The 22,415-nt window shown below is 35.9% G+C and carries 19 protein-coding genes; 13 read left to right on the forward strand and 6 right to left on the reverse strand.

Going from position 1 to position 22,415, the window contains the following annotated elements; genetic code table 11:
• The 13 genes from ALGA_RS11620 to ALGA_RS11680 are packed head-to-tail and all read left to right on the forward strand — an operon-like array spanning position 1 to position 15,326.
• A complete protein-coding gene (locus tag ALGA_RS11620; protein WP_096429457.1) occupies positions 1 to 381 on the forward strand; it encodes an FtsL-like putative cell division protein in 381 nt (126 codons plus the stop codon).
• Positions 381 to 2,498, forward strand: a complete 2,118-nt coding sequence (locus ALGA_RS11625) for a penicillin-binding protein (RefSeq protein ID WP_096429458.1) — start codon at positions 381 to 383, stop codon at positions 2,496 to 2,498. Before ALGA_RS11620 ends, ALGA_RS11625 begins: the two co-directional genes overlap by 1 nt.
• 10 nt (positions 2,499 to 2,508) lie before the next feature.
• Positions 2,509 to 3,966: a UDP-N-acetylmuramoyl-L-alanyl-D-glutamate--2,6-diaminopimelate ligase gene (locus tag ALGA_RS11630; RefSeq protein WP_096429459.1), complete on the forward strand. Its 1,458-nt coding sequence runs from the start codon at positions 2,509 to 2,511 to the stop codon at positions 3,964 to 3,966.
• 2 nt (positions 3,967 to 3,968) lie between these two features.
• Positions 3,969 to 5,222, forward strand: a complete 1,254-nt coding sequence (gene mraY / locus ALGA_RS11635; protein ID WP_096429460.1) for a phospho-N-acetylmuramoyl-pentapeptide-transferase — start codon at positions 3,969 to 3,971, stop codon at positions 5,220 to 5,222.
• 6 nt (positions 5,223 to 5,228) lie between these two features.
• Positions 5,229 to 6,566, forward strand: a complete 1,338-nt coding sequence (gene murD / locus ALGA_RS11640) for a UDP-N-acetylmuramoyl-L-alanine--D-glutamate ligase (protein WP_096429461.1) — start codon at positions 5,229 to 5,231, stop codon at positions 6,564 to 6,566.
• A 9-nt stretch (positions 6,567 to 6,575) separates the two neighbouring features.
• Complete coding sequence (locus tag ALGA_RS11645) at positions 6,576 to 7,757, forward strand: FtsW/RodA/SpoVE family cell cycle protein (RefSeq protein WP_096429462.1); 1,182 nt, start codon at positions 6,576 to 6,578, stop codon at positions 7,755 to 7,757.
• Positions 7,747 to 8,847 carry an undecaprenyldiphospho-muramoylpentapeptide beta-N-acetylglucosaminyltransferase gene (gene murG, locus ALGA_RS11650; RefSeq protein ID WP_096429463.1) on the forward strand — a complete coding sequence of 367 codons (1,101 nt, stop codon included), beginning with the start codon at positions 7,747 to 7,749 and terminating at the stop codon, positions 8,845 to 8,847. The genes ALGA_RS11645 and murG overlap by 11 nt, the downstream gene beginning before the upstream one ends.
• Positions 8,848 to 8,850: 3 nt before the next feature.
• Positions 8,851 to 10,224 (forward strand): UDP-N-acetylmuramate--L-alanine ligase, encoded by a 1,374-nt coding sequence (murC, locus tag ALGA_RS11655; protein WP_173804008.1) that lies wholly within the window; start codon positions 8,851 to 8,853, stop codon positions 10,222 to 10,224.
• The gene (locus ALGA_RS11660) at positions 10,218 to 10,949 is read left to right on the forward strand and encodes a cell division protein FtsQ/DivIB (protein WP_096429464.1); all 732 of its coding nucleotides are present in this window, start codon (positions 10,218 to 10,220) and stop codon (positions 10,947 to 10,949) included. The genes murC and ALGA_RS11660 overlap by 7 nt, the downstream gene beginning before the upstream one ends.
• A gap of 1 nt (position 10,950) precedes the next feature.
• Positions 10,951 to 12,213 (forward strand): cell division protein FtsA, encoded by a 1,263-nt coding sequence (gene ftsA, locus ALGA_RS11665; protein WP_096429465.1) that lies wholly within the window; start codon positions 10,951 to 10,953, stop codon positions 12,211 to 12,213.
• Positions 12,214 to 12,247: 34 nt separating this feature from the next.
• Positions 12,248 to 13,558 (forward strand): cell division protein FtsZ, encoded by a 1,311-nt coding sequence (gene ftsZ, locus ALGA_RS11670; protein ID WP_096429466.1) that lies wholly within the window; start codon positions 12,248 to 12,250, stop codon positions 13,556 to 13,558.
• 45 nt (positions 13,559 to 13,603) lie between these two features.
• The gene (ftsZ, locus tag ALGA_RS11675) at positions 13,604 to 14,839 is read left to right on the forward strand and encodes a cell division protein FtsZ (protein WP_096429467.1); all 1,236 of its coding nucleotides are present in this window, start codon (positions 13,604 to 13,606) and stop codon (positions 14,837 to 14,839) included.
• A 40-nt stretch (positions 14,840 to 14,879) separates the two neighbouring features.
• Positions 14,880 to 15,326, forward strand: coding sequence for a GatB/YqeY domain-containing protein (locus ALGA_RS11680; protein ID WP_096429468.1), 447 nt, complete (start codon positions 14,880 to 14,882; stop codon positions 15,324 to 15,326).
• Positions 15,327 to 15,466: 140 nt separating this feature from the next.
• On the opposite strand, the gene ALGA_RS11685 is transcribed toward ALGA_RS11680, so the two are convergent.
• The 6 genes from ALGA_RS11685 to ALGA_RS11710 form a co-directional block, all read right to left on the reverse strand.
• A complete protein-coding gene (locus ALGA_RS11685; protein WP_096429469.1) occupies positions 15,467 to 17,590 on the reverse strand; it encodes a peptidylprolyl isomerase in 2,124 nt (707 codons plus the stop codon).
• A 250-nt stretch (positions 17,591 to 17,840) separates the two neighbouring features.
• Positions 17,841 to 19,097: a hemolysin family protein gene (locus ALGA_RS11690; protein WP_096429470.1), complete on the reverse strand. Its 1,257-nt coding sequence runs from the start codon at positions 19,095 to 19,097 to the stop codon at positions 17,841 to 17,843.
• Positions 19,098 to 19,301 (reverse strand): hypothetical protein, encoded by a 204-nt coding sequence (locus tag ALGA_RS11695; RefSeq protein WP_096429471.1) that lies wholly within the window; start codon positions 19,299 to 19,301, stop codon positions 19,098 to 19,100. It abuts the gene before it with no gap.
• Positions 19,302 to 19,342: 41 nt separating this feature from the next.
• Positions 19,343 to 19,912: an LPS export ABC transporter periplasmic protein LptC gene (gene lptC, locus ALGA_RS11700; protein ID WP_096429472.1), complete on the reverse strand. Its 570-nt coding sequence runs from the start codon at positions 19,910 to 19,912 to the stop codon at positions 19,343 to 19,345.
• Between the two features lie 2 nt (positions 19,913 to 19,914).
• The gene (locus tag ALGA_RS11705; RefSeq protein ID WP_096429473.1) at positions 19,915 to 21,252 is read right to left on the reverse strand and encodes a tetratricopeptide repeat protein; all 1,338 of its coding nucleotides are present in this window, start codon (positions 21,250 to 21,252) and stop codon (positions 19,915 to 19,917) included.
• Between the two features lie 248 nt (positions 21,253 to 21,500).
• Positions 21,501 to 22,238 (reverse strand): type III pantothenate kinase, encoded by a 738-nt coding sequence (locus tag ALGA_RS11710; protein ID WP_162845434.1) that lies wholly within the window; start codon positions 22,236 to 22,238, stop codon positions 21,501 to 21,503.
• Between the last annotated feature and the right edge of the window lie 177 nt (positions 22,239 to 22,415).

A 22,415-nucleotide genomic window follows, 5' to 3' on the forward strand; every position in this document is an offset into this window, starting at 1 on the left:
ATGTTTAAATTTCGTAAAAAATACAATGATTTTATCAAGCCTAGTGAGGAGCTGAAGGAAACTTCTTCGGGTTCGATTAAGGATTTTATTGATGGAAGTATTTTAACGAAAACTGAAGTGGTTCAGCAGTTGCCATTTATTATTTTTTTAGTCGTTTTGGGAATCTTTTATATCAGTAACAGGTATCGTTCCGAACGGGTTTATCGTGATATGATTAGTTTGGAGAAAGAGTTAACAGAGCTTAGGTTTGAGTCGATTACAACAGCATCTGATTTGATGTATATGAGTAAACAATCGGAAGTAGTAAAAAGAGTAAAAAGTGAAGGGCTTGATTTGATTGAATCAACCGAGCCTCCAATTAAAATATATTTAGAAAAGTAGTGCCGATAAAAAAGGATATCATATGGCGAGTTGGGGCAATCTACACTTTGGTGATTATTTTTGCAATACTCATTGTGGGTAGAGTGGTAGCCTTGCAATTGTTCGAGGGAGATAAATGGCGAAGTAAAGCTCAATCTCTTTCGCGACGAGATGTGATCGTGTCGGCCAATCGGGGGGATATTTGTGCTGCAGACGGACGATTATTGGCGAGCTCTTTGCCTTACTATGAGCTTCGCATGGATTTTCAAGCTTCGGGATTAACTGATTCTCTTTTTCGCTCCGATGTCGACTCTTTGGCACTTTGTTTGTCTCGGTTTTTTAAGGATAAATCAGCCAAGGATTATCGGAACATGCTCTGGAAAGCAAAATACCGGACTAAATCAAATCGGTATTTTTTGATTCATAGAAAGAAAATCAATTACATAGGTCTTAAAAAAATCAAGACTTTTCCCCTTTTTCGATTGGGTCAAAATAAGGGAGGATTAATCTGTGAACAAGAAAATAGACGCATACAGCCTCATTTAAATTTGGCCAATAGGACAATCGGTTATCTGCTGGATGGACAACAAAATCAGCAGATTGGAAAGGTGGGTATCGAAGGAGCTTTTGAAAATGACCTAAAAGGTGTTGATGGCATTAGTATTATTCAGAAAATGTCAGGTAGATGGTTGCCGGTAAATACGGTTGAGCCTAAAGATGGGAACGATTTGATCACTACAATTGATGTGAATTATCAGGATGTGGCAGAATCAGCTTTGGAACAACAGCTTATAAAATATAATGCTGATCATGGATCGGTTGTTTTGATGGAGGTGAAAACCGGAGCCGTTAAAGCAATTGCCAATTTGGGTTTTGATGAAGCATCTCAATCGTATAAGGAAGATTATAATTATGCTATTGGAGAGGCTACAGAGCCTGGGTCAACATTTAAATTGGCATCAATAATGGCCTTGTTCGAGGATGGTTATGTCGGACCAATGGATTCTGTTGATACGGGGAATGGTGTGTTTAGCTATTACAAAGAAAAAATGCGTGATTCTCATCCAGGAGGATTTGGAAAAATATCAGTTCAGGAGGCGTTTGAAAAATCATCAAACGTGGGGATCTCTAAATTGGTAAATGAACATTATAAAAATAAACCAAGGTCTTTTATTAATCGTTTGTATGAATTTCGATTGAATGAACCACTGGGACTTGATATTAAAGGGGAAGGTATTCCAAGTATAAAGTATCCTGATGACCCAACATGGTCAGGGGTTTCTTTACCATGGATGTCGATAGGTTACGCAGTTCAGCAAACACCATTGCAAACCCTAACATTTTATAATGCAGTTGCCAATAATGGTAAAATGATGAAACCTCGATTTGTGAAAGAGTTGAGGTATCATGGTGATGTAATTCAAACTTTCGACAAGGAGGTCTTAAAATCCAGGATTTGTTCGGGAGAAACACTTAAAAATGTGAGAAATCTGTTGGAAGGTGTTGTATTAAGAGGAACGGCGAGAAATCTTCGTAACTCAAATTATACAATTGCCGGAAAAACAGGAACTGCGCAAATAGCAGATAAAAATAAAGGGTATAAGGTTAAGGTATATCAGGCCTCGTTTGTAGGTTATTTTCCTGCCGATGATCCGATGTATTCTTGTATTGTAGTAATTAACCGCCCTAATAAAACCAAAGGATTTTATGGAAATCAGGTGGCGGGTCCGGTATTTAAGACAATAGCCGATAAAGTATACGCAATGAGTTATTCAATGCATCCAATAAAGCCTGATGATTTAGATTTTGAACCAAAAGTGCCGATTTCATTAAATGGGTCTAAAGATGATTTGAATGTTGTGTTTGATGAATTGAATATTGAAATAGCGAATAAAGATATTCAGTCCGATTGGGTGATTTCCTCCCGAAAAGACTCCATTATTGAATACAAGTACAGAATAATAAAGAAATTCATGGTGCCAAATGTAAAAGGCATGGGGGTTCAGGATGCGCTGTATATACTGGAAAATGCAGGGCTTAAAGTTATGGTAAAAGGTGTTGGATCTGTTACCAAGCAGTCAATAGAACCAGGCTCTTATTTTAAAAAGGGTGATTTTATTAGAATTGGTTTATCTTAAAATGTAATAGATGGGAATAAATATAAATGAACTATTTGGTTCAGTAAATATACAAAGTATAAAGGGGGACAGGGATGTTGAAGTGAATGAGATTCATTTTGACTCTCGGAAGGTGAAAAGTGGTGATTTGTTTGTTGCATGTCGGGGAACTATGTCGGATGGGCATGATTTTATTGAGACTGCAGTGGAAAAGGGAGCCAGAGTGATTGTTTGTGAAGAGTTGCCAAAAAGCAGTACTTCCGAAACAAGTTATATCGTGGTTGAAGATTCTTCGGCTGCTCTTTCTCAATTAGCTCATACTTATTACAACAAACCAACAGAGAATATTCAATTGGTTGGCGTAACCGGAACAAATGGGAAGACTACAATTGCTACACTTCTTTATCATTTGTTTAAAAAGCTGGGATATAAAGTTGGTCTACTGTCGACAGTTTGCAATTATGTCGATGAAAAAGAAATTAAAGCAACTCATACAACACCAGACTCATTGCAGTTAAATGCCCTGCTGGCGGAAATGGTAGAGGTTGGATGCGAATATTGTTTTATGGAAGTAAGTTCACATGCCATCGACCAAAAAAGAGTTGGTGCCTTGAATTTTAAAGGAGGGATATTTTCAAATATCACTCACGATCATCTCGATTATCACAAAACATTCGATGCTTATTTAAAGGTTAAAAAAGCATTTTTTGATCAATTGGGCAAGAAATCATTTGCCATTACAAATGCCGATGATAAGAATGGAAAGTTAATGCTTCAGAATATGAAAGGGCATAAGTTTAGCTACTCTACTCGTTCTTTTGCTGATTACCGTTGTCAGATTTTGGAAAAGCACTTTTCTGGTATGCTTCTAGAAATGGACGGGGCGGAAGTATGGACTAATTTCATTGGCGACTTTAATGCTCACAATCTATTGGCAGTTTATGGTACGGCTCGATTGTTAAATCAAAATAAGGAGGAAGTACTAAAAGGAATCAGTGAACTGAAATCTGTTGATGGACGATTTGAAAGCATCATTTCAATCGATGGTATTATGGCTATTGTTGATTATGCTCATACGCCGGATGCATTGAAAAATGTTTTAGAAACTATCGGAACTTTGCGATCGGGAAACGAGCAAGTAATAACTGTTGTTGGTGCTGGTGGTGATAGGGATAAAACGAAACGACCTTTAATGGCGAAAATTAGTGCAGAACTAAGCGATAAGGTCATTCTCACGTCAGATAATCCCCGATCTGAAGATCCGGATCAGATTATTCGAGAGATGAAAGAAGGAGTGGCCGCGAATAATACTCGAAAAGTATTGGCAATATCGGATAGAAATGAAGCCATACGAACAGCATGTATGTTGGCTAAAAAAGATGATATTATTTTGGTCGCAGGGAAAGGCCACGAAGATTATCAGGAAATAAAAGGAGTTAAGCATCATTTTGATGATAAGGAAATAATAAGAGAAATTTTTAAGCTGTAGCTATGTTGTACTATTTATTTAGATATTTAAATCATTTGGATTTTCCTGGAGCAGGGATGTTTGAATATATCTCATTTCGGGGGGCCTTGTCGATTATGACTTCGTTATTTATTGCAACTGTATTTGGAAAAAAGATCATCCAATTATTACAGAAACAACAAATTGGAGAGGTCGTTCGTGATTTAGGTTTGGCAGGACAAATGGAGAAAAAAGGAACTCCAACTATGGGTGGACTTATTATTATTCTTTCCATTCTTGTTCCGGTTTTACTCTTTGCCAAATTGGATAATATCTACATTTGGCTAATGATCATTACAACAATTTGGTTAGGCCTAATTGGTTTTATCGATGATTATATCAAAGTCTTTAAAAAGGACAAAGCAGGTTTAAGCGGGAAGTTTAAAGTCGCTGGTCAAATTGGCTTGGGTTTAATTGTTGGACTAACTCTTTATATTAGTGATGATGTGGTGGTTCGTGAAAAAACAACTATTGATGAATTAGGAACTCAAACAGAAATGGTTGATGAAGGTTTTTCATCCGTAGCACCAGGAACAACTCGTTTAACAAAAGATGTAAAGTCAACAAAAACGACCATTCCATTTTTTAAAAATAATGAATTCGATTATGAATCTCTGGTTGCTTTTGGTGGAGAATACTCACCAATATTAGCATGGCTGGTTTTTATAATCATTACCATATTTATTGTTACGGCCGTTTCGAATGGAGCAAATATTACAGATGGCTTGGATGGTTTGGCAACAGGTTCTTCGGCTATTATTGGGGCTACTTTGGGAATATTGGCCTATGTGTCGGGTCATGTTGTATATGCCGATTATTTGAATATCATGTACATTCCCAATTCTGGTGAGCTCGTAATTTTTATTGCAGCTTTTATAGGATCAACTATCGGATTTATGTGGTACAATTCGTACCCGGCACAAGTATTTATGGGAGATACAGGAAGTCTTTCTTTGGGTGGGATTATAGCTGTATTTGCTATCATTATTCACAAAGAAATGTTGATTCCTATTTTGTGTGGGATTTTTCTTGTGGAGAATATCTCTGTAATGATGCAGGTTTCTTGGTTCAAATACACAAGAAAGAAATACGGTGAAGGAAGAAGGATCTTTAAAATGGCTCCACTTCATCATCATTATCAGATGATGGGATATCCAGAACCCAAAATCGTGACTCGGTTTTGGATCATTGGAATCTTTTTGGCCATTATAACAATAGTAACTCTAAAAATTAGATAAGAACAAATGACAAAACGAATCGTCATATTAGGTGCAGGGGAAAGTGGTGTTGGTGCGGCTGTGTTGGCCAAATCAAAAGGCTTTGATGTGTTTGTTTCGGACTTTGGAGAGATAAGTCCTAAGTATAGGATGGCGCTGAATAAATATCAGCTTGCTTTTGAGGAAAAGCAACATACGGAATCTCTCATATTCTTAGCTGATGAAGTAGTGAAGAGTCCTGGTATTCCGGACACGTCACCTTTAATTGTTAAGCTGATTGAAAGAAATATTCCGGTTGTTTCGGAAATTGAATTTGCTGGTCGGTTTTCCAATGCAAAGATGATTTGTATTACTGGCAGCAATGGAAAAACAACAACTACCTTGCTTTTGTATCATATGCTAAAGAAGGCTGGTTTGCATGTTGGTTTAGCAGGAAATGTAGGGGATAGTCTTGCATGGCAAGTAGCTGAAAAAGATTATACGCACTATGTTGTCGAACTGAGTAGCTTTCAGTTAGATGGAATGTATGATTTTAGAGCGAATATTGCCATACTTTTGAATATTACGCCAGATCATTTAGATCGGTATGATTATAAAATGGAAAATTATATCAATTCAAAATTCAGAATATTGCAAAATATGAGATCAGAGGATTCTTTCGTGTTTTGCACAGATGATGAAATCATCAAAAAAGAATTGATGAATTGTGACACTCTAGCTCAATTATTGCCTTTCTCTGTTCGTGAAGAAAAAGAAATGTGCGGGTGGATTGAGAACGAACTTTTAAAAATTCAATACAACGAAAATCTATTTTCTATGGATAAAAAAGATTTGTCTTTACCTGGAATTCATAATGTATATAATTCTTTAGCATCAGGAATTGCCGGAAGTGTACTGCAAATCCGTAAAGAAGTAATTCGCGAAAGTTTAAGCGATTTTCAAGGTGTAGATCATCGTCTTGAAAAAGTTGTTCGGGTTAGAGGAATTCAATTTATAAATGATTCGAAAGCCACAAATATCAACTCTACATGGTACGCTTTGGAGAGTATGGATGAGCCAGTTGTTTGGATTGTTGGAGGTGTTGATAAAGGCAACGATTACGGTGTTCTTGCCGATTTGGTGAAAGAAAAAGTGAAAGGGATAGTGTGTCTGGGTATTGACAACTCAAAAATTCATGCTGCATTTGATGGTAAAGTGGATGTGATTGTTGATGCCGAATCAATGGAAGAAGCGGTGAAGCAGGCATATCGAATTGCTAACAAGGAAGAAATTGTTTTGCTATCACCAGCTTGTGCAAGTTTCGATTTGTTCCAGAATTATGAAGATCGCGGTAATCAGTTCAAAGAAGAAGTTAGAAATTTATAAATTGAAGAGATGGCAAAGTTGATAAAGAATTTGAACTTAAAAGGAGATAAGGTCATTTGGATCATTATCTTCTTTTTGTCAATGATTTCTTTACTCGTTGTATATAGTTCAACCGGAACACTTGCTTATAAAGTAAGAGGAGGGAATACTTCTTATTTTTTCATTAAGCAATTGCTGTTACTTGGAGGGTGTTTTTTTATCATTTATGTGGTACACCGAATTCCTTATACAGTCTATTCCAGTTCTGCTAATATAGTACTGGTAATTTCAATTGGTTTGCTCATATTAGCCAAACTCGTCGGGACAAATCTAAACGATGCATCAAGATGGATTACAATTCCTGGTATTGGATTTAATTTTCAACCATCAGAACTCGCGAAGCTGGCATTAATACTGCATGTCTCCAGAACATTATCACGATATCAGGCCGATGAGTCTTGTAAAAAAGAGGCGTTCTGGCACATTGTTATTCCTGTTGGAATTGTGTGTTTACTGATTTTTCTGGATGATTTTTCTACCTCAGTATTATTAGGTGGAGTGTGTTATTTACTGATGTTTATTGGGAGAATAGCAAAAAAATATTTGTTTGGATCGGTAGGTGTTGTTTTGGGACTGGTGATTATACTGATTGTAATGGCGCCTTTGCTTCCGAGTATTGGGCGTGTTCAGACCGTACGCAGTCGAATCGTAAATTTTTTCGATGAAGATGAGACGAATGCAAATAACAGTCAGAATTATCAGGTAGAGCAAGCAAAAATTGCTGTTGTTTCTGGTGGGATTTTCGGAAAATTCCCAGGGAATAGCACGCAACGAAATTTTTTACCACATCCATATTCCGATTTTATTTATGCCATTATTTTGGAAGAAATGGGATGGATTGGAGGTTTTGTGATACTGTCTTTTTACCTGATATTAATGTATCGGGCTGGCTTGATTGTTCGGAAATGCAATCGGACTTTTCCCGCATTTTTGGTAATCGGATTGGCGCTAAGTATTGTTTTTCAGGCATTGACTAATATGGCAGTATCGGTTAACCTAATCCCGGTAACGGGACAACCTTTGCCTTTGGTAAGTATGGGAGGAACATCCTTAATTTTTACCAGTGCTGCATTTGGAATGATACTGAGTGTGAGCAATTGGGTAAATGAGGAAGAAAAATTGAATGAAGAAGCAAAAGTGAATGAAGGATAAAATTAAAATAATCGTAAGTGGTGGTGGTACCGGCGGACATATATTTCCTGCCATATCAATTGCAAATGCTTTAAAACAAAAGCACAGCGATTGTGAAATTCTATTTGTAGGAGCTGAAGGGAAAATGGAAATGGAAAAAGTTCCAGCTGCAGGATATGATATCATTGGACTACCAATTCGTGGATTGCAAAGAAGTTTCTCGAAAGAGAATCTGAAATTTTTTTCTCGATTGCTTCGAAGTATTTGGAAAGCAAAAGCTGTAATCAAAGGATTTCAACCTGATGCTGTAGTTGGTGTTGGCGGATATGCCAGTGGACCATTATTGCATGTTGCTGCAAAATTGGGCGTTCCAACTGTTATTCAAGAGCAGAATTCTTATGCAGGCATTACGAACAAACTTCTGGCTAAAAAAGCAAAGAAAATTTGTGTTGCCTACGAAGGAATGGAGCGATTTTTTCCTGCTGATAAAATATTATTAACAGGGAATCCTGTTCGAAAAGACTTATTGAATATTGCTTCGAAAAGACAGGAAGCAATGGGTCATTTTCAATTAGATCCTGATAAGAAAACCATTTTAGTTGTTGGTGGTAGTTTAGGAGCCAGAACAATTAATAATAGTGTGCTGGGTTCTCTTTCACAAATTGCAGAATCTGATGTTCAGGTGATCTGGCAAACAGGAAACATTTACATTGAAAAAGTTCGGGAAGAATTGAAAAACTGGGACATTCCCGGATTAAAGGTTTTTGATTTTTTAGGAAGAATGGATTTGGCTTATGCTGCTGCGGATGTGGTAATTTCAAGAGCTGGTGCAGGTACAATTTCGGAACTTTGTCTGGTTGAGAAACCTTCTATTCTGGTGCCTTCTCCAAATGTTTCTGAAGATCACCAAACCAAGAATGCAATGGCATTAGTGAATAAAAGTGCTGCGATAATGGTAAAAGATATAGATGCCGAACGTGAATTGGTTCATGCAGCATTAAATTTGATAAATAACACTGAAAAATTAACTGAACTTTCGATCAATTGTAAGGCTTTAGCGAAGCCTAATGCAGCTGATGATATTGCGGAACAAATAATTGCATTAATATAGATTATGCGGATTGAGGATTATAAAAATATTTACTTTATTGGAATTGGCGGAATTGGAATGAGTGCTATTGCTCGCTATTTTAATTCCATTGGGAGGAATGTGTTTGGTTACGATCGAATGACAACTCAGCTTACTACAGAATTAACTGAAGAAGGAATTGGAATGACATTTCAAGAAGATGTTAGTCAGATTCCAGCTATGTATCAATCAAAAGACGATACTTTAGTTGTTTATACGCCGGCTATTCCTGCAAATCATCCTCAGTTGGTTTATTTTAAGGAACAACAATTTACAATTAAAAAAAGAGCTCAAGTACTCGGATTGCTTTCTGATAATTTGAATGGAATAGGTATTGCTGGAACTCATGGTAAAACAACTGTATCGACAATAACGGCGCATATATTTAAAACATCAGCTTTAGGCTGTAATGCTTTTTTAGGAGGAATTTCCCGAAACTATCAATCCAATTTATTGCTATCTAAGGATAGTGATTGGATGATTCTGGAAGCGGACGAATTTGATCGTTCATTTCTTCAATTGCATCCGCAGTTGGCTCTAATTACCTCAATGGATGCTGATCATTTGGATATTTACGGTGATGAGAATGAATTGGAAAAGAGTTTTCAGGATTTTGTGTATCATATTAAAAAAGGAGGGATTCTTGTTCATAAAAAAGGATTGGTTCTGGATCATGATCAACTCACAGCTTATACATATTCGTTAATAGAGAAAGCAGATTTTTGTGCTGAGAATATAAAATTGGTGGAAGGATTTTACCAATTTGATTTGGTGCATCCCGAAGGAGTAATCAGGGAATTAATGTTTTCATACCCTGGAAAAATTAATGTTGAGAATGCCATCGCTGCATCAGCTGTTGCCATTCTTTGTGGTGTTGAGGAAGAGGAATTGAGAAAAGCACTTTCAACTTTTAAAGGGGTAAGAAGACGATTTGATTATCAAATCAGAAATGAAAAAACGGTTTTTATTGATGATTACGCACATCATCCAAAGGAGTTGTGGGAAAGTATTTCATCAGTAAGGGAATTGTATCCTCAAAAAAAAATTACAGGAATTTTCCAACCTCATTTGTATTCAAGAACAAGAGATTTTGCAGATGACTTTGCTACAAGTTTAAATTTGTTGGATGAAGTAATTCTTTTGGAGATATATCCGGCAAGAGAATTACCAATAGAAGGTGTTACATCAAAGATTATTTTAAAAAACTTACGTGTGCCTTCTAAATTGTGTAGCAAAGATGAATTGATTGAGCTACTTAGAGAGAAAGACTTTGAAGTTTTATTAACTTTAGGAGCAGGCGATATTGACAAGTTGGTTGAGCCGATTAGAAACCTAATAAGCGAACGATTGAAATGCTAAAAAAAATAGCAAGCATACTAGTTTGGGTATTTTTATTTGGATACTTAATTGTCGTTTTTTCATTTGCTAATGGCAAATCGGAGAGGCTGGTGATTTCCGGTACTCAGGTTAATGTGGTTGATAGTGTGAAAAGAGGATTTGTTCGTGAAGTGGATGTTGAACGAATCATTAAAAGGAAATATCCGCAAATTGTTGGAGCCTCTAATTCAGGTATTAATAAGGAGGTATTGGAAGATTTGATAGATAAGATTCCATATGTGAAAAAATCAGAAGTGTACAATTCACTTTCAGGGAAATTGATTGTTGAGATCAAACAAAGAAACCCAATTGTTCGAATTTTAAGTGGGAAAGGGTATTATTTGGATTCAGAAGGAGAGAAAATGCCTTTGTCGACAAATTATACATCAAGAGTTTTGGTGGTTTCAGGGGTAGTAAATGATCAGTTAATAAAAGAAGAGCTGTTTGAGTTGGTGAAATTTATTACAAATGATGAATTTTGGAAGTCGCAGATTACACAGATAGATGTAGACAAGGACAGGGAATATGTTTTAATTCCTCGTGTTGGAGCTCATAAAATTGAATTAGGGAGTATTGAAAATTTTCAAAGGAAATTTCAAAAATTGAATGCTTTGTATACCAAAGGCTTTACTAAAAAAGGTTGGAATACATACAGTAAAATCAATTTGAAATATAAAGATCAGGTAGTTTGCACAAAAAAGAAGTAAGATGACTAGTAGAAATAATATAATCGCAGCTATCGACATTGGTACAACTAAAATTGTGGCCATAATGGGGGAAATAGATTCGGATGGTAAATTGCGAATTATCGGTATGGAGAAAACCGTATCGAGAGGTGTTAAGAGGGGCGTGATTCATAGTATCGAAGATACAATTGTTGCTATCAGGGAGGTTGTTGAACGATTGGTTGAGAAAACAAACATAGATATTTCTAAAGTTTATGTAGGTATTGCAGGACAACATATTCGCAGTATTAAGAACAGACAGTTTAAATATATCCAAAATGGAATTGGTGAAATAACCAAATTGGATGTAGATGAGATACTTAATGAGAATTATAGGATTCCGATTGAGGTTGGAGAGCAAGTTTTGCATGTGATTCCGCAAGATTTTGTGGTTGATAAGGAAGCTGGTATTCGCAATCCTGTAGGAATGGCTGGACGAAGATTGGATGGTAATTTCAATATTATTATAGGACGAACTGCTTCAGCACGCAATATTGAAAAATGCGTAAAAGAAGTGGGATTGGAAATTGAAGAATTAGTTTTGGAACCTCTAGCCTCTTCCTTAGCAGTATTAAGCGAAGAAGAAAAAGAAGCTGGAGTTGTTTTGGTTGATATTGGTGGTGGTACTACAGATATTACAGTTTATTTTGATGGGATTCTACGACATACAGCAGTTATTCCTTTTGGAGGTGATATTGTTACCCGAGACATAAAAGAAGGTTGTTCGGTGCTCATTAAGCAAGCGGAAGCCTTAAAAATTCAGTTTGGAGAAGCTGTTGCCGATATGGTTGACGAAGAAAAGGTGGTGACCATACCAAGTGTTGGAGGATGGGATCCCAAAGAAATTTCTTTTAAAACTTTGGCTCAAATCATTCAATGTAGAATGGAAGAGATTCTCGATAGTGTCAAATTTCAAATTGAAATTACCGGATTGCACGATAAAATTGGTGCGGGTATTGTCCTAACTGGTGGAGGTGCATTATTAACAAATCTTGATGTTCTCACACAAAAGCACACAGGAATCGATGTTCGTATAGGTTATCCGGGTACTTCTTCTAAAATAATCCTGGATGAGGCCTTGAATCAGCCAATTTATTCAACAGGAATTGGATTAATACTAAAAGGTTTGAGTCAGCCTGTTAAAAGAACTCCAGGTCAGAATGCAGAAAAGAATAAAACAGTCCAAAAGAAAGGATTTCAGAAATTTTTTGCTGCATTGTTTGATATGGATGATTCGAAAATGTAAATAAAATTATAATAACCTTAATACTTGTGACAGCATGATTGACGAATTGTTACCGGTTGATTTTGAACCTAAAGAGAAATCCATAATTAAAGTGATCGGTGTGGGTGGCGGTGGAAGTAACGCTGTTAATCACATGTTAAAAGAAGGAATTACTGGGGTTGATTTTGTGATTTGTAATACCGATTCTCAAGCCTTGGAGAATAGTAAGGTACCTATTAAGGTGCAACTGGGTAAATCGCTAACCGAGGGAAGAGGCGCTGGAAATAAACCGGAAAGAGGAAGGGAATCTGCAATTGAAAGTATTGACGAGATCAATAAAGTTTTAAGTCAGAAGACCAAAATGATATTTGTGACTGCAGGAATGGGAGGTGGCACCGGAACCGGTGCGGCTCCTATTATAGCAGAAACCGCAAGAAAACAAGGTGTATTAACTGTTGGAATTGTAACCATTCCCTTTCGATTCGAAGGTAAACGAAGAATTGAACAGGCCATGGAAGGAATCGCCAACTTGGAAAAGCATGTTGACGCACTTTTAATCATCAATAACGAAAAGTTGCGGATGATGTATGGTGATTTGAAACTATCTGATGCCTTTGCAAAGGCTGATGATGTTTTGTCCATTGCAGCAAAAAGTATTGCGGAAATCATTACCGTACATGGCTATGTAAATGTCGATTTTGCCGATGTAGAAACGGTGATGCGTGATAGTGGTGTCGCTGTAATGGGATCAGCGTCTGCATCAGGCGAAGACAGAGCTATTCGTGCTATTGAGGAGGCTCTTACTTCTCCATTATTAAATAGTAACAATATCTGTGGAGCAAGAAATATCTTATTAAATATCATCTCGGGTAAAGATGAGGTGACCATGCAGGAGGTAAGTGTAATTACCAATTACGTTCACGATGTAGTGGGTGATGAGGTGAGTATAATTTGGGGAAATGGTAATAGTGATCGATTAAATGATGAATTAAGTGTAACAATTATTGCTACCGGATTTTCGGAAAGTCCTATTCCTGAATTGAATATTGAACCCCGAAAAACGGTCCAGAGTGAAGCTGGAAAATTAGAGTTGATTATTGAGAATCCTGCCGAAGCAGAGGAGGTTGCCGCGATGAAGAAACGGGAGGAGAGGCAGCGAAGAGAAGAGTTAATGAGAAGACGATCTGAGGATGATCGAGAAGAATATTTTGAAGTTGAGAAGAAAAAGGAGATGAAAACCCCCAGTAAAGATCCTGTGAAAGAGGTTGAAGATAAAGAAGAAGGAGAACACAAAAAAGGAAGTCTTGACAATTGGTTTAAAGATAAGTTTACACAGATTTTTGATAATAATGATTCTTCGATGTAGTTTATAAATAACACAAAATTAGAATTGAGATAATTTTAGATATTAATGACTGAGGATTTAATTGATTTTAGTTTACAGGAAAACGAATCATCGATTATTAAAGTAATTGGTGTTGGTGGTGGTGGTGGTAACGCTGTAAATTACATGTATAAAAAGGGCATAAAGGATGTGGATTTCATTATCTGCAATACGGATGCTCAGGCTCTTGAGACAAGTGAAATTCCTATTAAGATACAATTAGGGGAATCGCTTACAGAAGGTCGTGGTGCGGGTAATAAACCCGAGCGTGGCGAGCAATCGGCGATTGAGAATTTAGAAGATATAAATGAAGTGCTTGCCGATAATACCAAAATGGTTTTTATTACTGCAGGTATGGGAGGCGGAACCGGAACAGGGGCTGCTCCCGTTATCGCAAAAGCAGCCAAAGATATGGGAATTTTAACGGTTGGTATTGTTACCATCCCATTTCGTTTTGAAGGACGCCAGCGATTGCACCAAGCCATTGCAGGAATCAATAAATTGAAAGAAAATGTTGATTCCCTTTTGGTGATTAATAATGAAAAGTTAAGCGAAATTTATGGTGATCTTAAATTGTCAACGGCCTTTTCAAAGGCGGATGATGTATTAGCAACTGCAGCCAAAGGAATTGCTGAAATCATAACGCTTCACGGTTACATCAACGTGGATTTTGAAGATGTAAAAACAGTAATGACCAATAGTGGGGTTGCAGTAATGGGATCTGCTTCTGCCGAAGGTGAGAATCGTGCTGTTAATGCTATTCGGGAAGCGCTTACATCACCATTGTTGAATAGCAATGATATTCGTGGAGCTCGCAATATTCTCTTAAATATCAGTTCGGGTGAGGATGAGGTGACAATGGATGAGGTTGGACAAATTACCGACTTCGTGCAGGAAGCTGTGGGTGATATAGCTTCTATTATTTGGGGAACAGGTCAGGATTCCGCTTTGGGGAACAAGGTAGCCGTTACAATTATTGCAACTGGTTTTGACAATGGTTTAATTCCAGAGGGGACGGCAGTTTCAAAACCGACATCTTTTCAGGCTGGAAGAGGCCGCAGTAGTGCAGTCGAACAAATAAAAATGGATTTGGAAGATGTGAAGGAAAAATCGGAGGAGCGGAAGTTGATTTTGACGGATTTGAAGGATACGGAAATTGATGAAATTGAAAACATCCCTGCTTACAAGCGAAAACTTACGAAATTAGGGAACAAGCATTTTCAATCGGGTAAGATTATTCGGTTTTCACTTGACGAAGAGTAATTAGATAATAAAGCATCTTATAAAAATTAAAACATAGATAATGAGCTTGTTAGAACAGATTAATTCAGATTTAAAAGCTGCAATGAAGGCGAAAGATAAAGAAAAGCTAGGAGCTATTCGATCAGTAAAAGCAGCCTTTATGATGGAAATGACAAAAACAGGAGCTGCTGATATAGATAACGATTCAGCGCTTAAAATCATTCAGCGATTGGTGAAACAACGTAAAGATTCGGCCAGTACTTTCTCTGCTGGTGGTCGTGAAGATTTAGCTGAGGTTGAACTTTTGGAATTAAGTTTCTTAGAGGTTTATCTTCCTGCTCAATTATCCAATGAAGACCTTACTGTTGCGGTGCAGGGAGTTATTGCTAAAACCGGTGCATCTTCAATGAAAGACATGGGAAAGGTAATGGGAATGGCTTCAAAAGAATTAGCAGGGAAAGTAGATGGAAAAGCCATCTCTGAGAAAGTAAAAGAGCTATTGTCGTAGTTCTCGACTCTATCTCTTACAGTAATAATATTTCAGAGGTTCTGCATTGCAGAATCTCTTTTTTTAAAGTCAAAAAATTTGTGGCACAAAAAAAGCGGGATGATAATTTATCATCCCGCTTTTTTATTGTGTTTTACTCTCTAGTAAAACTTGTATCTTTTATCAATAACATTCGCATTGTCTTTTAATGCCTGAAATGCCTGATAGTTTGTTCTGTATTGGTAACCTTGCTCTAATCTTGTTTTGAATGCTTTTACTGTAATGTCAGAAACTTCATCACTGTTTTCATTGGTAATAACTAGCATGTAAACACCTTGATTTCCTTTTATAGGAGAAGAGATGTTTCCTTTTACAAGCATTGAAGCAGTACTGATTACTTTAGGCTCAATTCCTGCACCAGGAATTTGAAACGATTGGAAGCTAATGCCTGAAGCATTTTTAACTTCTAGGTTTTCCTTTTGGGCCACAGAAAGTAAACTTTGAGCTCCTTCACTATTTTTTGCCATTTCAGCAATAATAAGCTCAGCTTTTTTATCTTTTCTTATCGCTCTTTTGATTTCAGAAACTTTATCTTGAATAGGTGCAATTCCCTCTTCCTTGATATCAGAAATGATAGCAACAACAAACTTGTTCCCAAATTCGAAAACTGCAGAATTATCATTACTCAATAAAATACTTTCCATATCGTCAGAATTATAGGCCGCTCTAACTAAATCTCTTGAATTCTCAAGTCCAGGAATCAATTTAGTTTCTTTTTTAAGATTAGCAGTTCTACGATTTAAGTTTTCGGCAGTAATTGCTTTTGCGAAAGAAGTTGCTTCTAAATTGTTTCCAGCAAAAGAACGAGCTTTAGCATAAGCAAGTTGAGTTGTTTCCTGACTAGCTTCAACCTTACGATCAACAATAGCAAGTTGAACTTTTTTCACAGCCTTACTCATATTGGTAACCTGAATAACATGTGCTCCAAATTGAGTTAAGACAACTTTTACTTCATTTTTATTAGAAGAAAAAGCTGCATCGTTAAATGGTTGAACCATTTTACCTTGAGTAAACCATCCTAAGTCTCCACCGTTTACGGCAGAACCTTGATCTGATGAATTATCTTTGGCAAGATCAGCAAATGCATATCCTTTAGCAAGTAAAGCTTTCAAGCTATCCGCTTTTGCTTCAGCACTTTTAAAGTCACCGTTAATAGGACGAATTAAAATGTGACGGGCTTTTACTGAATCAGGAAGCATTTTAACTTCATTCAGCTTAGCCATCTTATACATTTCGTTTTCAAAGTAAGGACCGAATACATCACCTTTATTTGCAGTAAACGCGAATGCGTTAACTTCAGGGTTAGTTAATTCGTCTTGTCTGAAAAAGTATGTGTTAAAATCGCTATCACCGTTCAATTCTACGAATTGAACGTTATTGCTCTCTTCAGTGAAGTCTTCTTTTAGGTCAACAACCCATTTCTCAGTTGCTTTGTAATCTTCAGTAGAAGGTTCTACATCAAACGATACGTAATCAATTTTTCTTGATTCTGTTTGTTTGAAAAGATCTTCGTGCTTACTATAGTAATCTCTGATTTCAGATTCGCTAACATTAATTGTACTATCTGAAATTAGGTTATAACTTTTTACAATGTAATTGAAATCTACTTTTTTACTTCCTTTAACAGCCATGTCCTTTACCAATGCATTTGGCATGTAAAGACCTTTTTGAACTAAAGTGTTGTACTTAGCAAGATTTCTTTGAGTGATAATAGCTTCTTCGATATTTAACCAGTAAGCTTTTTGTGGTGTTCCGTTTGGAGCCGCAATTAATTGCTTAAGTGTAGCTACAACCTGATCTTTATCAACCAATCCATTTTCGTTCTGAAATAATTGGCGGATAGTAGGATCAATATTACGACCTTGAACCATATCAAACAACTCTTCCGAAGAAATAGAAATTCCCAACTCATCATACTCGCGGTTCATTACAAATTCCTGAACCATTTGTTGCCAAACTTGCTCTCTTAAACGTTCAATCTGCTCAGATGGAATTGAACTCTGTCCTGACATGAGTTTGTTAATCTCTTGACTATGATTGAATCGCTCCTGGAAATCACGAATGTTAATTGATTCCCCGGCAATTTCTGCCATCTCATTTCGTGAGTTTGCTAATAAAGAACCACCTGATTTTAACGCGTCTCCTGCAATAAATGCAAGAAGAGCTCCACCAATAATGATTCCTATAAAAACACCACGATTTCTTATTTTTTGTAATGTTGCCATCGAAAAAGATTTAAATATTCTTAATTAGGGTACGAATATACAAAAAAATGGGAAATGATCGCTTTTTATTTTAATAGGATTACGTACTTTTATAGTAAAATAAAAAGAGATTGATTCGTAGGAAATTCCATTAAGAGATATACTGACCTTATACTGCTTCCATTAGAGAAAATGGATAAGTTTAGGTATTTATTTTAGATATAAATAGGGGCCGTTTTGATATGGAGGTGCAAGTGGAGTATGAAGTTTTTTAGAGAATTGTCAGGCGTATTTTTACAACGCGAGTTTCACTCACTTCAAGAATCTTGAAATTGAAATTTTCAATCCGAATTGTCTCATTATAAGCGGGTATACTTTCGTGGGTAAACAGTAAGAATCCGTTTAAAGTTTCAAAATCTTCCGATTCGGGCAAATTAAGTTCGTATTTGTCATTTAAATAGTCAATCTCTAAACGACCGGCGAAGATGTATTCCGTTTCAGAAATTTTCTGTTCTTCTAAATCGATCTCATCATGCTCGTCTTCAATTTCGCCAAATATCTCTTCCATGATATCTTCCATGGTGACTATTCCTGCAGTACCACCAAATTCATCAACCACTACAGCAACACTTTTATGTTTGCGCGTAAACAGGTTTAGTAATTTATGAGCAGGCATTGTTTCAGGAACAATTATAATATTGCTTAATCCACCCTTTATGCTTTGGGGATTTTTAAAAATAACTGACGAATGTATATAGCCAATAATATTGTCGATAGATTCTTTATAGATAAAGATTCTTGAAAATCCGGTTTCTATAAAACGTTGAGTGACATCTTCAATATTGCCATTAATCTCCATGGCTTCAATTTCGTTTCTGGGCACAATACACTCCCGTAATTTTACTTTCGAAAAATCGAGAGCATTTCTAAATATTTTCATGTCGTGTAAATCATCATCGGATATCGTTTGGGCATCATGGCCTTCCTGTACCAGGTGATCTAAATCGACTTTGCCGAAAGCTTTGGTCTCTTCTTCTTCTGTGAAATTAGTTTTGAAAATTTTAAGGATAATATTTTTTGAAAGGAATATTGTAAATGATGTTAGGGGGTAGAACAGAATGTAAAAAAACATCACTGGAATGGCAAACAGGTTTAAAGCCATGTTTGGATTAATCCTAAAAAGAGTTTTTGGAATAAATTCGGCTGTAACCAGAATCAGTATTGTGGAAATAAATGTTTGTACAGCTAATATAATAGATGCGGAATCAATCCATATGGCAATAGAGGGTTCTAATAGTTTGGCCATAACAATACCATATACTACAAGGGCAATATTGTTGCCAACGAGCATGGTTGTAATATAATATCCCGGAGAACGGGAAAAAATAGAAATAGCTCTAGCCGTAACTGTATTTTTGTTTCGGTCAAGTTCCAATCGTAATTTGTTTGCTGCAACAAAAGCAATTTCCATTCCTGAAAAAAATGCAGACAAGGCCAATATGATAAAAATGATGATTAGCTCATTCATTTACTTCGGTGCTTGGTTTTTTTCATGTGATTTTCGCATATATCTTCTCCAGATATACATTAAGCCAGCTATACCAGCAATAACATAAAGCATAATGCTTTCTGCAAATCCAAAATCTATGGTTTTATGAATAGCTGCGGCTAAGCCAACAACCATCACAACTAACCAGATGATTTCTAATATAAAAGGTAGTTTTTGTTTCATTTACTAACTGATTTTAAATGCAATATAATACGAATTCATTCTTATTGTTGTGATTCATCATTTAAATATACTTCACCTGTAACATTTTTGAGTATAATATTATTCATTTTATCATCAGATGTAAAACTATCACCCTCCAAAACTTGGCCATCTTTATCAATTATCCGCACATATTGGTCGGAATAAATAAGTCCTTTATTCTGATCCCAATACATTAATTCGGTATTGATCGTGTTTCCATCATCGCTAACTGCAACAACTTTATTCCTTAATTCCCATAGTTGATTAGAAACAAAATGTTTGGCATAATTTGCTTCAATTTGTCCTGCAACAGTTCCGTCATCGTCATAGGAAATAATTTTTCCGCCTTTTTGGAATTCCTGATAATCCGCATCTTCTGTTTTTATTTCGATAAACTCAACAGCAAATGCACGATATTTAATTCGTGTTGAATCGGTAAAAATGAATTCAACCTCTTCTCCTGAACTTTCCGGAGCTTTTTCCTGACTTGTAATACTTTGTACTTCTAGAATACTGTTCTCACAAGACAAAAGCATTGCAATCCCGGTGAGGACTACAATGCTTCTGATAATATTTTTGATGTTTTTCAATGCTATTCGGTTAACCTTGCTTTGGTTGATTCGTTGATCCAAGCTCCAACTTTATATGTATCACCTTCTTTAATTCCTTCGAAGAAAGCTTCTTCCTTACGTGGGAAATACTTCGAGTAGGTGTTAATTAATTCGCGAGCTTCTCCTGAGCATTCAGGATCAATAGCTTTTGCTTTCAGAAATTTATCTACAGCTACCCAATAAACTGATTGTTTCTCGAGAGGTGTAGTTCCGTAATCTTTACTGTAAGCTGCATAAGCTTTACCAATTAATAAGTAAGGAGCTCCCCAATTAGCTCTGAATCTTGCCGCTTTTAATGCATTCGATTTAGCGTCACTAAATTGACCTTGCATTAAAAGGATATTAGCTAATTTGAAATGAAGATCTGCTTTTATATCTGCATCTTTTTCCAATTCGATAGATTTCACCAAGTAGCCTTTACTCTTGTCGAATTCTTTTTTCTTGATAAACATTCTAGCCAAATTGTGTGCTGCATCAGCAGTTGGATCCAATGTGTATTTTCTTTCAGCAACTTCAGCATACAATGCCCCATCTTCACATTCCTGACGATTCAACATTCTCAAAATTTTATCGATCAGTACCATGTCGTCATGGTTAGCGTGGAATTTAGGTGTAAAGATTTTACTCAAAGTTTCGCAATCAGCAACACCTGCCGCGAAGAAAATTTGTTCAACGTTTAATCTTGCATTGTTGATGTTGTCTTTTTTAGCTGCATCGTTCTCTATATCCATTTGCTTCTTGCCCATGTCCATAAAAAGAAGGTAGTTGTCAATAATTTCCTCAGCTTCAATTTGATTGTTTTGAACCAAAACCTTAGCTGCTTCCATTGTGTTGGCAATCACCTTAGCTTCTGATTTTAATCCTTGAATTTTAATGGATTTCTTCATAATATCATAAGCTTCCTTAACCGAAGCGATATCCTTTTCTTTGTATTGAAATAAATCACCACCTTTTCGTCCAAGAATCCAACCTGTATTATATTTACGATCAGTACCAAAATATTTAATTCGGTTATCGTAAACCATCATTAATGTATCTATATACTTTTCATTCTTAGTCGCACGATATAAACCTTCCATTATTTTCACACCATTAATGTAAGTTGATTTTTGGTATGCTGGAGCATTTTTGTAAACGTATCTCCATCCTGTGAGTGCTTCTTTGTAATTCCCTTGTTTTACCATCTCTATATAAAGAGATGCATTCAAAATTGTTTGCACACTATCCAGCCCATATTTCGATTCCACAGTCTGAGCTTCCGCCTTAAACAGACCAGAGAACAAAAGAACCATTGTTAAGATTAAAAGTCTTGTCTTCATATTACTATTTTTTTATAATCAAGTTACTTTTTATTTAAAACTCAGAAATTACATTCAGATTGTATTGATAATATTGTGTTTTACAATCAGGGTCTAAATATAACGAAAGTTTTAGTTTTGTCGGAACTAAAACTGCAAAACTCATACCAAAAATTAGTACAAGCTTCGAAAATGCTTTGAACATCCATATTTTAGAGTTCACTGCAAAACTATAAATAAATTAGAAAGCTGCAAAAAAATACAGCTTATTAAGAGAGAATCAATAGATTAAATTCCAATATTATATTTAACCCTTGTAATACTATTTCCGGATGGAAATCGGCTTGATTCTTCAATAATTTATTTAGAAAACAAGCATCACCTCCAGTTATTATTACCTGTAAATCTGAATGTTTACTCTTTAAATTCTTGACATATGCATCTATTTCGAAGATCAAGCCATTTTGAACTCCTGATATTATTGCATCGTTTGTGTTTTTTCCAATTAAATTAAAATTTTCATTTTTTGTGAGTTCTGGTAGTTTTTGTGTGAACTCATGCAAAGCTTTAAATCTCATTTTTAAACCTGGAGAAATACAACCCCCTAAATATTGTCCTTTTTCATTTACAAAATCAAAAGTGATAGCTGTTCCAGCATCTATAATAAGAATGTTTTTTCCTTCATGTAAACCATGAGCGCCAGTACAAGCAGCCAATCGATCGTAGCCCAATGTACTTTTCGATTCATACAAGTTTTCAAGTGGTGTTTGAATCTCAGAATTAAAGAAAAGTACTGTTTTGCATTTTAATTTTAGTGCAGAGATTAATTCTCTAGGATATTTTCTTACGGAAGAAATAATAACATTACAGATGTTTTCATGTTTGGTTATAAGGTCCGAAATGAATTCCATTTCTCCCAAAGTAGAAATTTCAAGCTTAACTAATTGATTGTTTTCAAAGAAGCCTGCCTTTATTTGTGAGTTCCCTATGTCGACTATTAAATTCAAAAGTGCTGAAATGATAGTGAATTATTATAAATGTCTTGTAAAATCGCATAAAATTAGTAAACTTTAGGCATATTAATCTAGTGAATCACAGGTTTTTTATAATCATTTTAAATAAGAGCCAGTTTTTATTTTTGATTTGGATAGGTTAGTGATTTTTCACTTAAAAAGTATTAGATT

The sequence above is a fragment of the Labilibaculum antarcticum genome (genome assembly GCF_002356295.1).
Taxonomy (GTDB): Bacteria; Bacteroidota; Bacteroidia; order Bacteroidales; family Marinifilaceae; genus Labilibaculum; species Labilibaculum antarcticum.

Excerpts from the sequence above, each read along its gene's own strand:
- ALGA_RS11645 (WP_096429462.1), top strand. The coding sequence starts at position 6,576 with ATGGCAAAGTTGATAAAGAATTTGAACTTAAAAGGAGATAAGGTCATT.
- ftsZ (WP_096429466.1), top strand. The coding sequence starts at position 12,248 with ATGATTGACGAATTGTTACCGGTTGATTTTGAACCTAAAGAGAAATCC.
- ALGA_RS11630 (WP_096429459.1), top strand. The coding sequence starts at position 2,509 with ATGGGAATAAATATAAATGAACTATTTGGTTCAGTAAATATACAAAGT.
- ALGA_RS11680 (WP_096429468.1), top strand. The coding sequence starts at position 14,880 with ATGAGCTTGTTAGAACAGATTAATTCAGATTTAAAAGCTGCAATGAAG.
- murC (WP_173804008.1), top strand. The coding sequence starts at position 8,851 with ATGCGGATTGAGGATTATAAAAATATTTACTTTATTGGAATTGGCGGA.
- ALGA_RS11705 (WP_096429473.1), bottom strand. The coding sequence starts at position 21,252 with ATGAAGACAAGACTTTTAATCTTAACAATGGTTCTTTTGTTCTCTGGT.
- ALGA_RS11620 (WP_096429457.1), top strand. The coding sequence starts at position 1 with ATGTTTAAATTTCGTAAAAAATACAATGATTTTATCAAGCCTAGTGAG.
- ALGA_RS11660 (WP_096429464.1), top strand. The coding sequence starts at position 10,218 with ATGCTAAAAAAAATAGCAAGCATACTAGTTTGGGTATTTTTATTTGGA.
- ALGA_RS11695 (WP_096429471.1), bottom strand. The coding sequence starts at position 19,301 with ATGAAACAAAAACTACCTTTTATATTAGAAATCATCTGGTTAGTTGTG.
- ftsZ (WP_096429467.1), top strand. The coding sequence starts at position 13,604 with ATGACTGAGGATTTAATTGATTTTAGTTTACAGGAAAACGAATCATCG.
- ALGA_RS11685 (WP_096429469.1), bottom strand. The coding sequence starts at position 17,590 with ATGGCAACATTACAAAAAATAAGAAATCGTGGTGTTTTTATAGGAATC.
- ftsA (WP_096429465.1), top strand. The coding sequence starts at position 10,951 with ATGACTAGTAGAAATAATATAATCGCAGCTATCGACATTGGTACAACT.
- ALGA_RS11690 (WP_096429470.1), bottom strand. The coding sequence starts at position 19,097 with ATGAATGAGCTAATCATCATTTTTATCATATTGGCCTTGTCTGCATTT.
- murG (WP_096429463.1), top strand. The coding sequence starts at position 7,747 with ATGAAGGATAAAATTAAAATAATCGTAAGTGGTGGTGGTACCGGCGGA.
- murD (WP_096429461.1), top strand. The coding sequence starts at position 5,229 with ATGACAAAACGAATCGTCATATTAGGTGCAGGGGAAAGTGGTGTTGGT.
- mraY (WP_096429460.1), top strand. The coding sequence starts at position 3,969 with ATGTTGTACTATTTATTTAGATATTTAAATCATTTGGATTTTCCTGGA.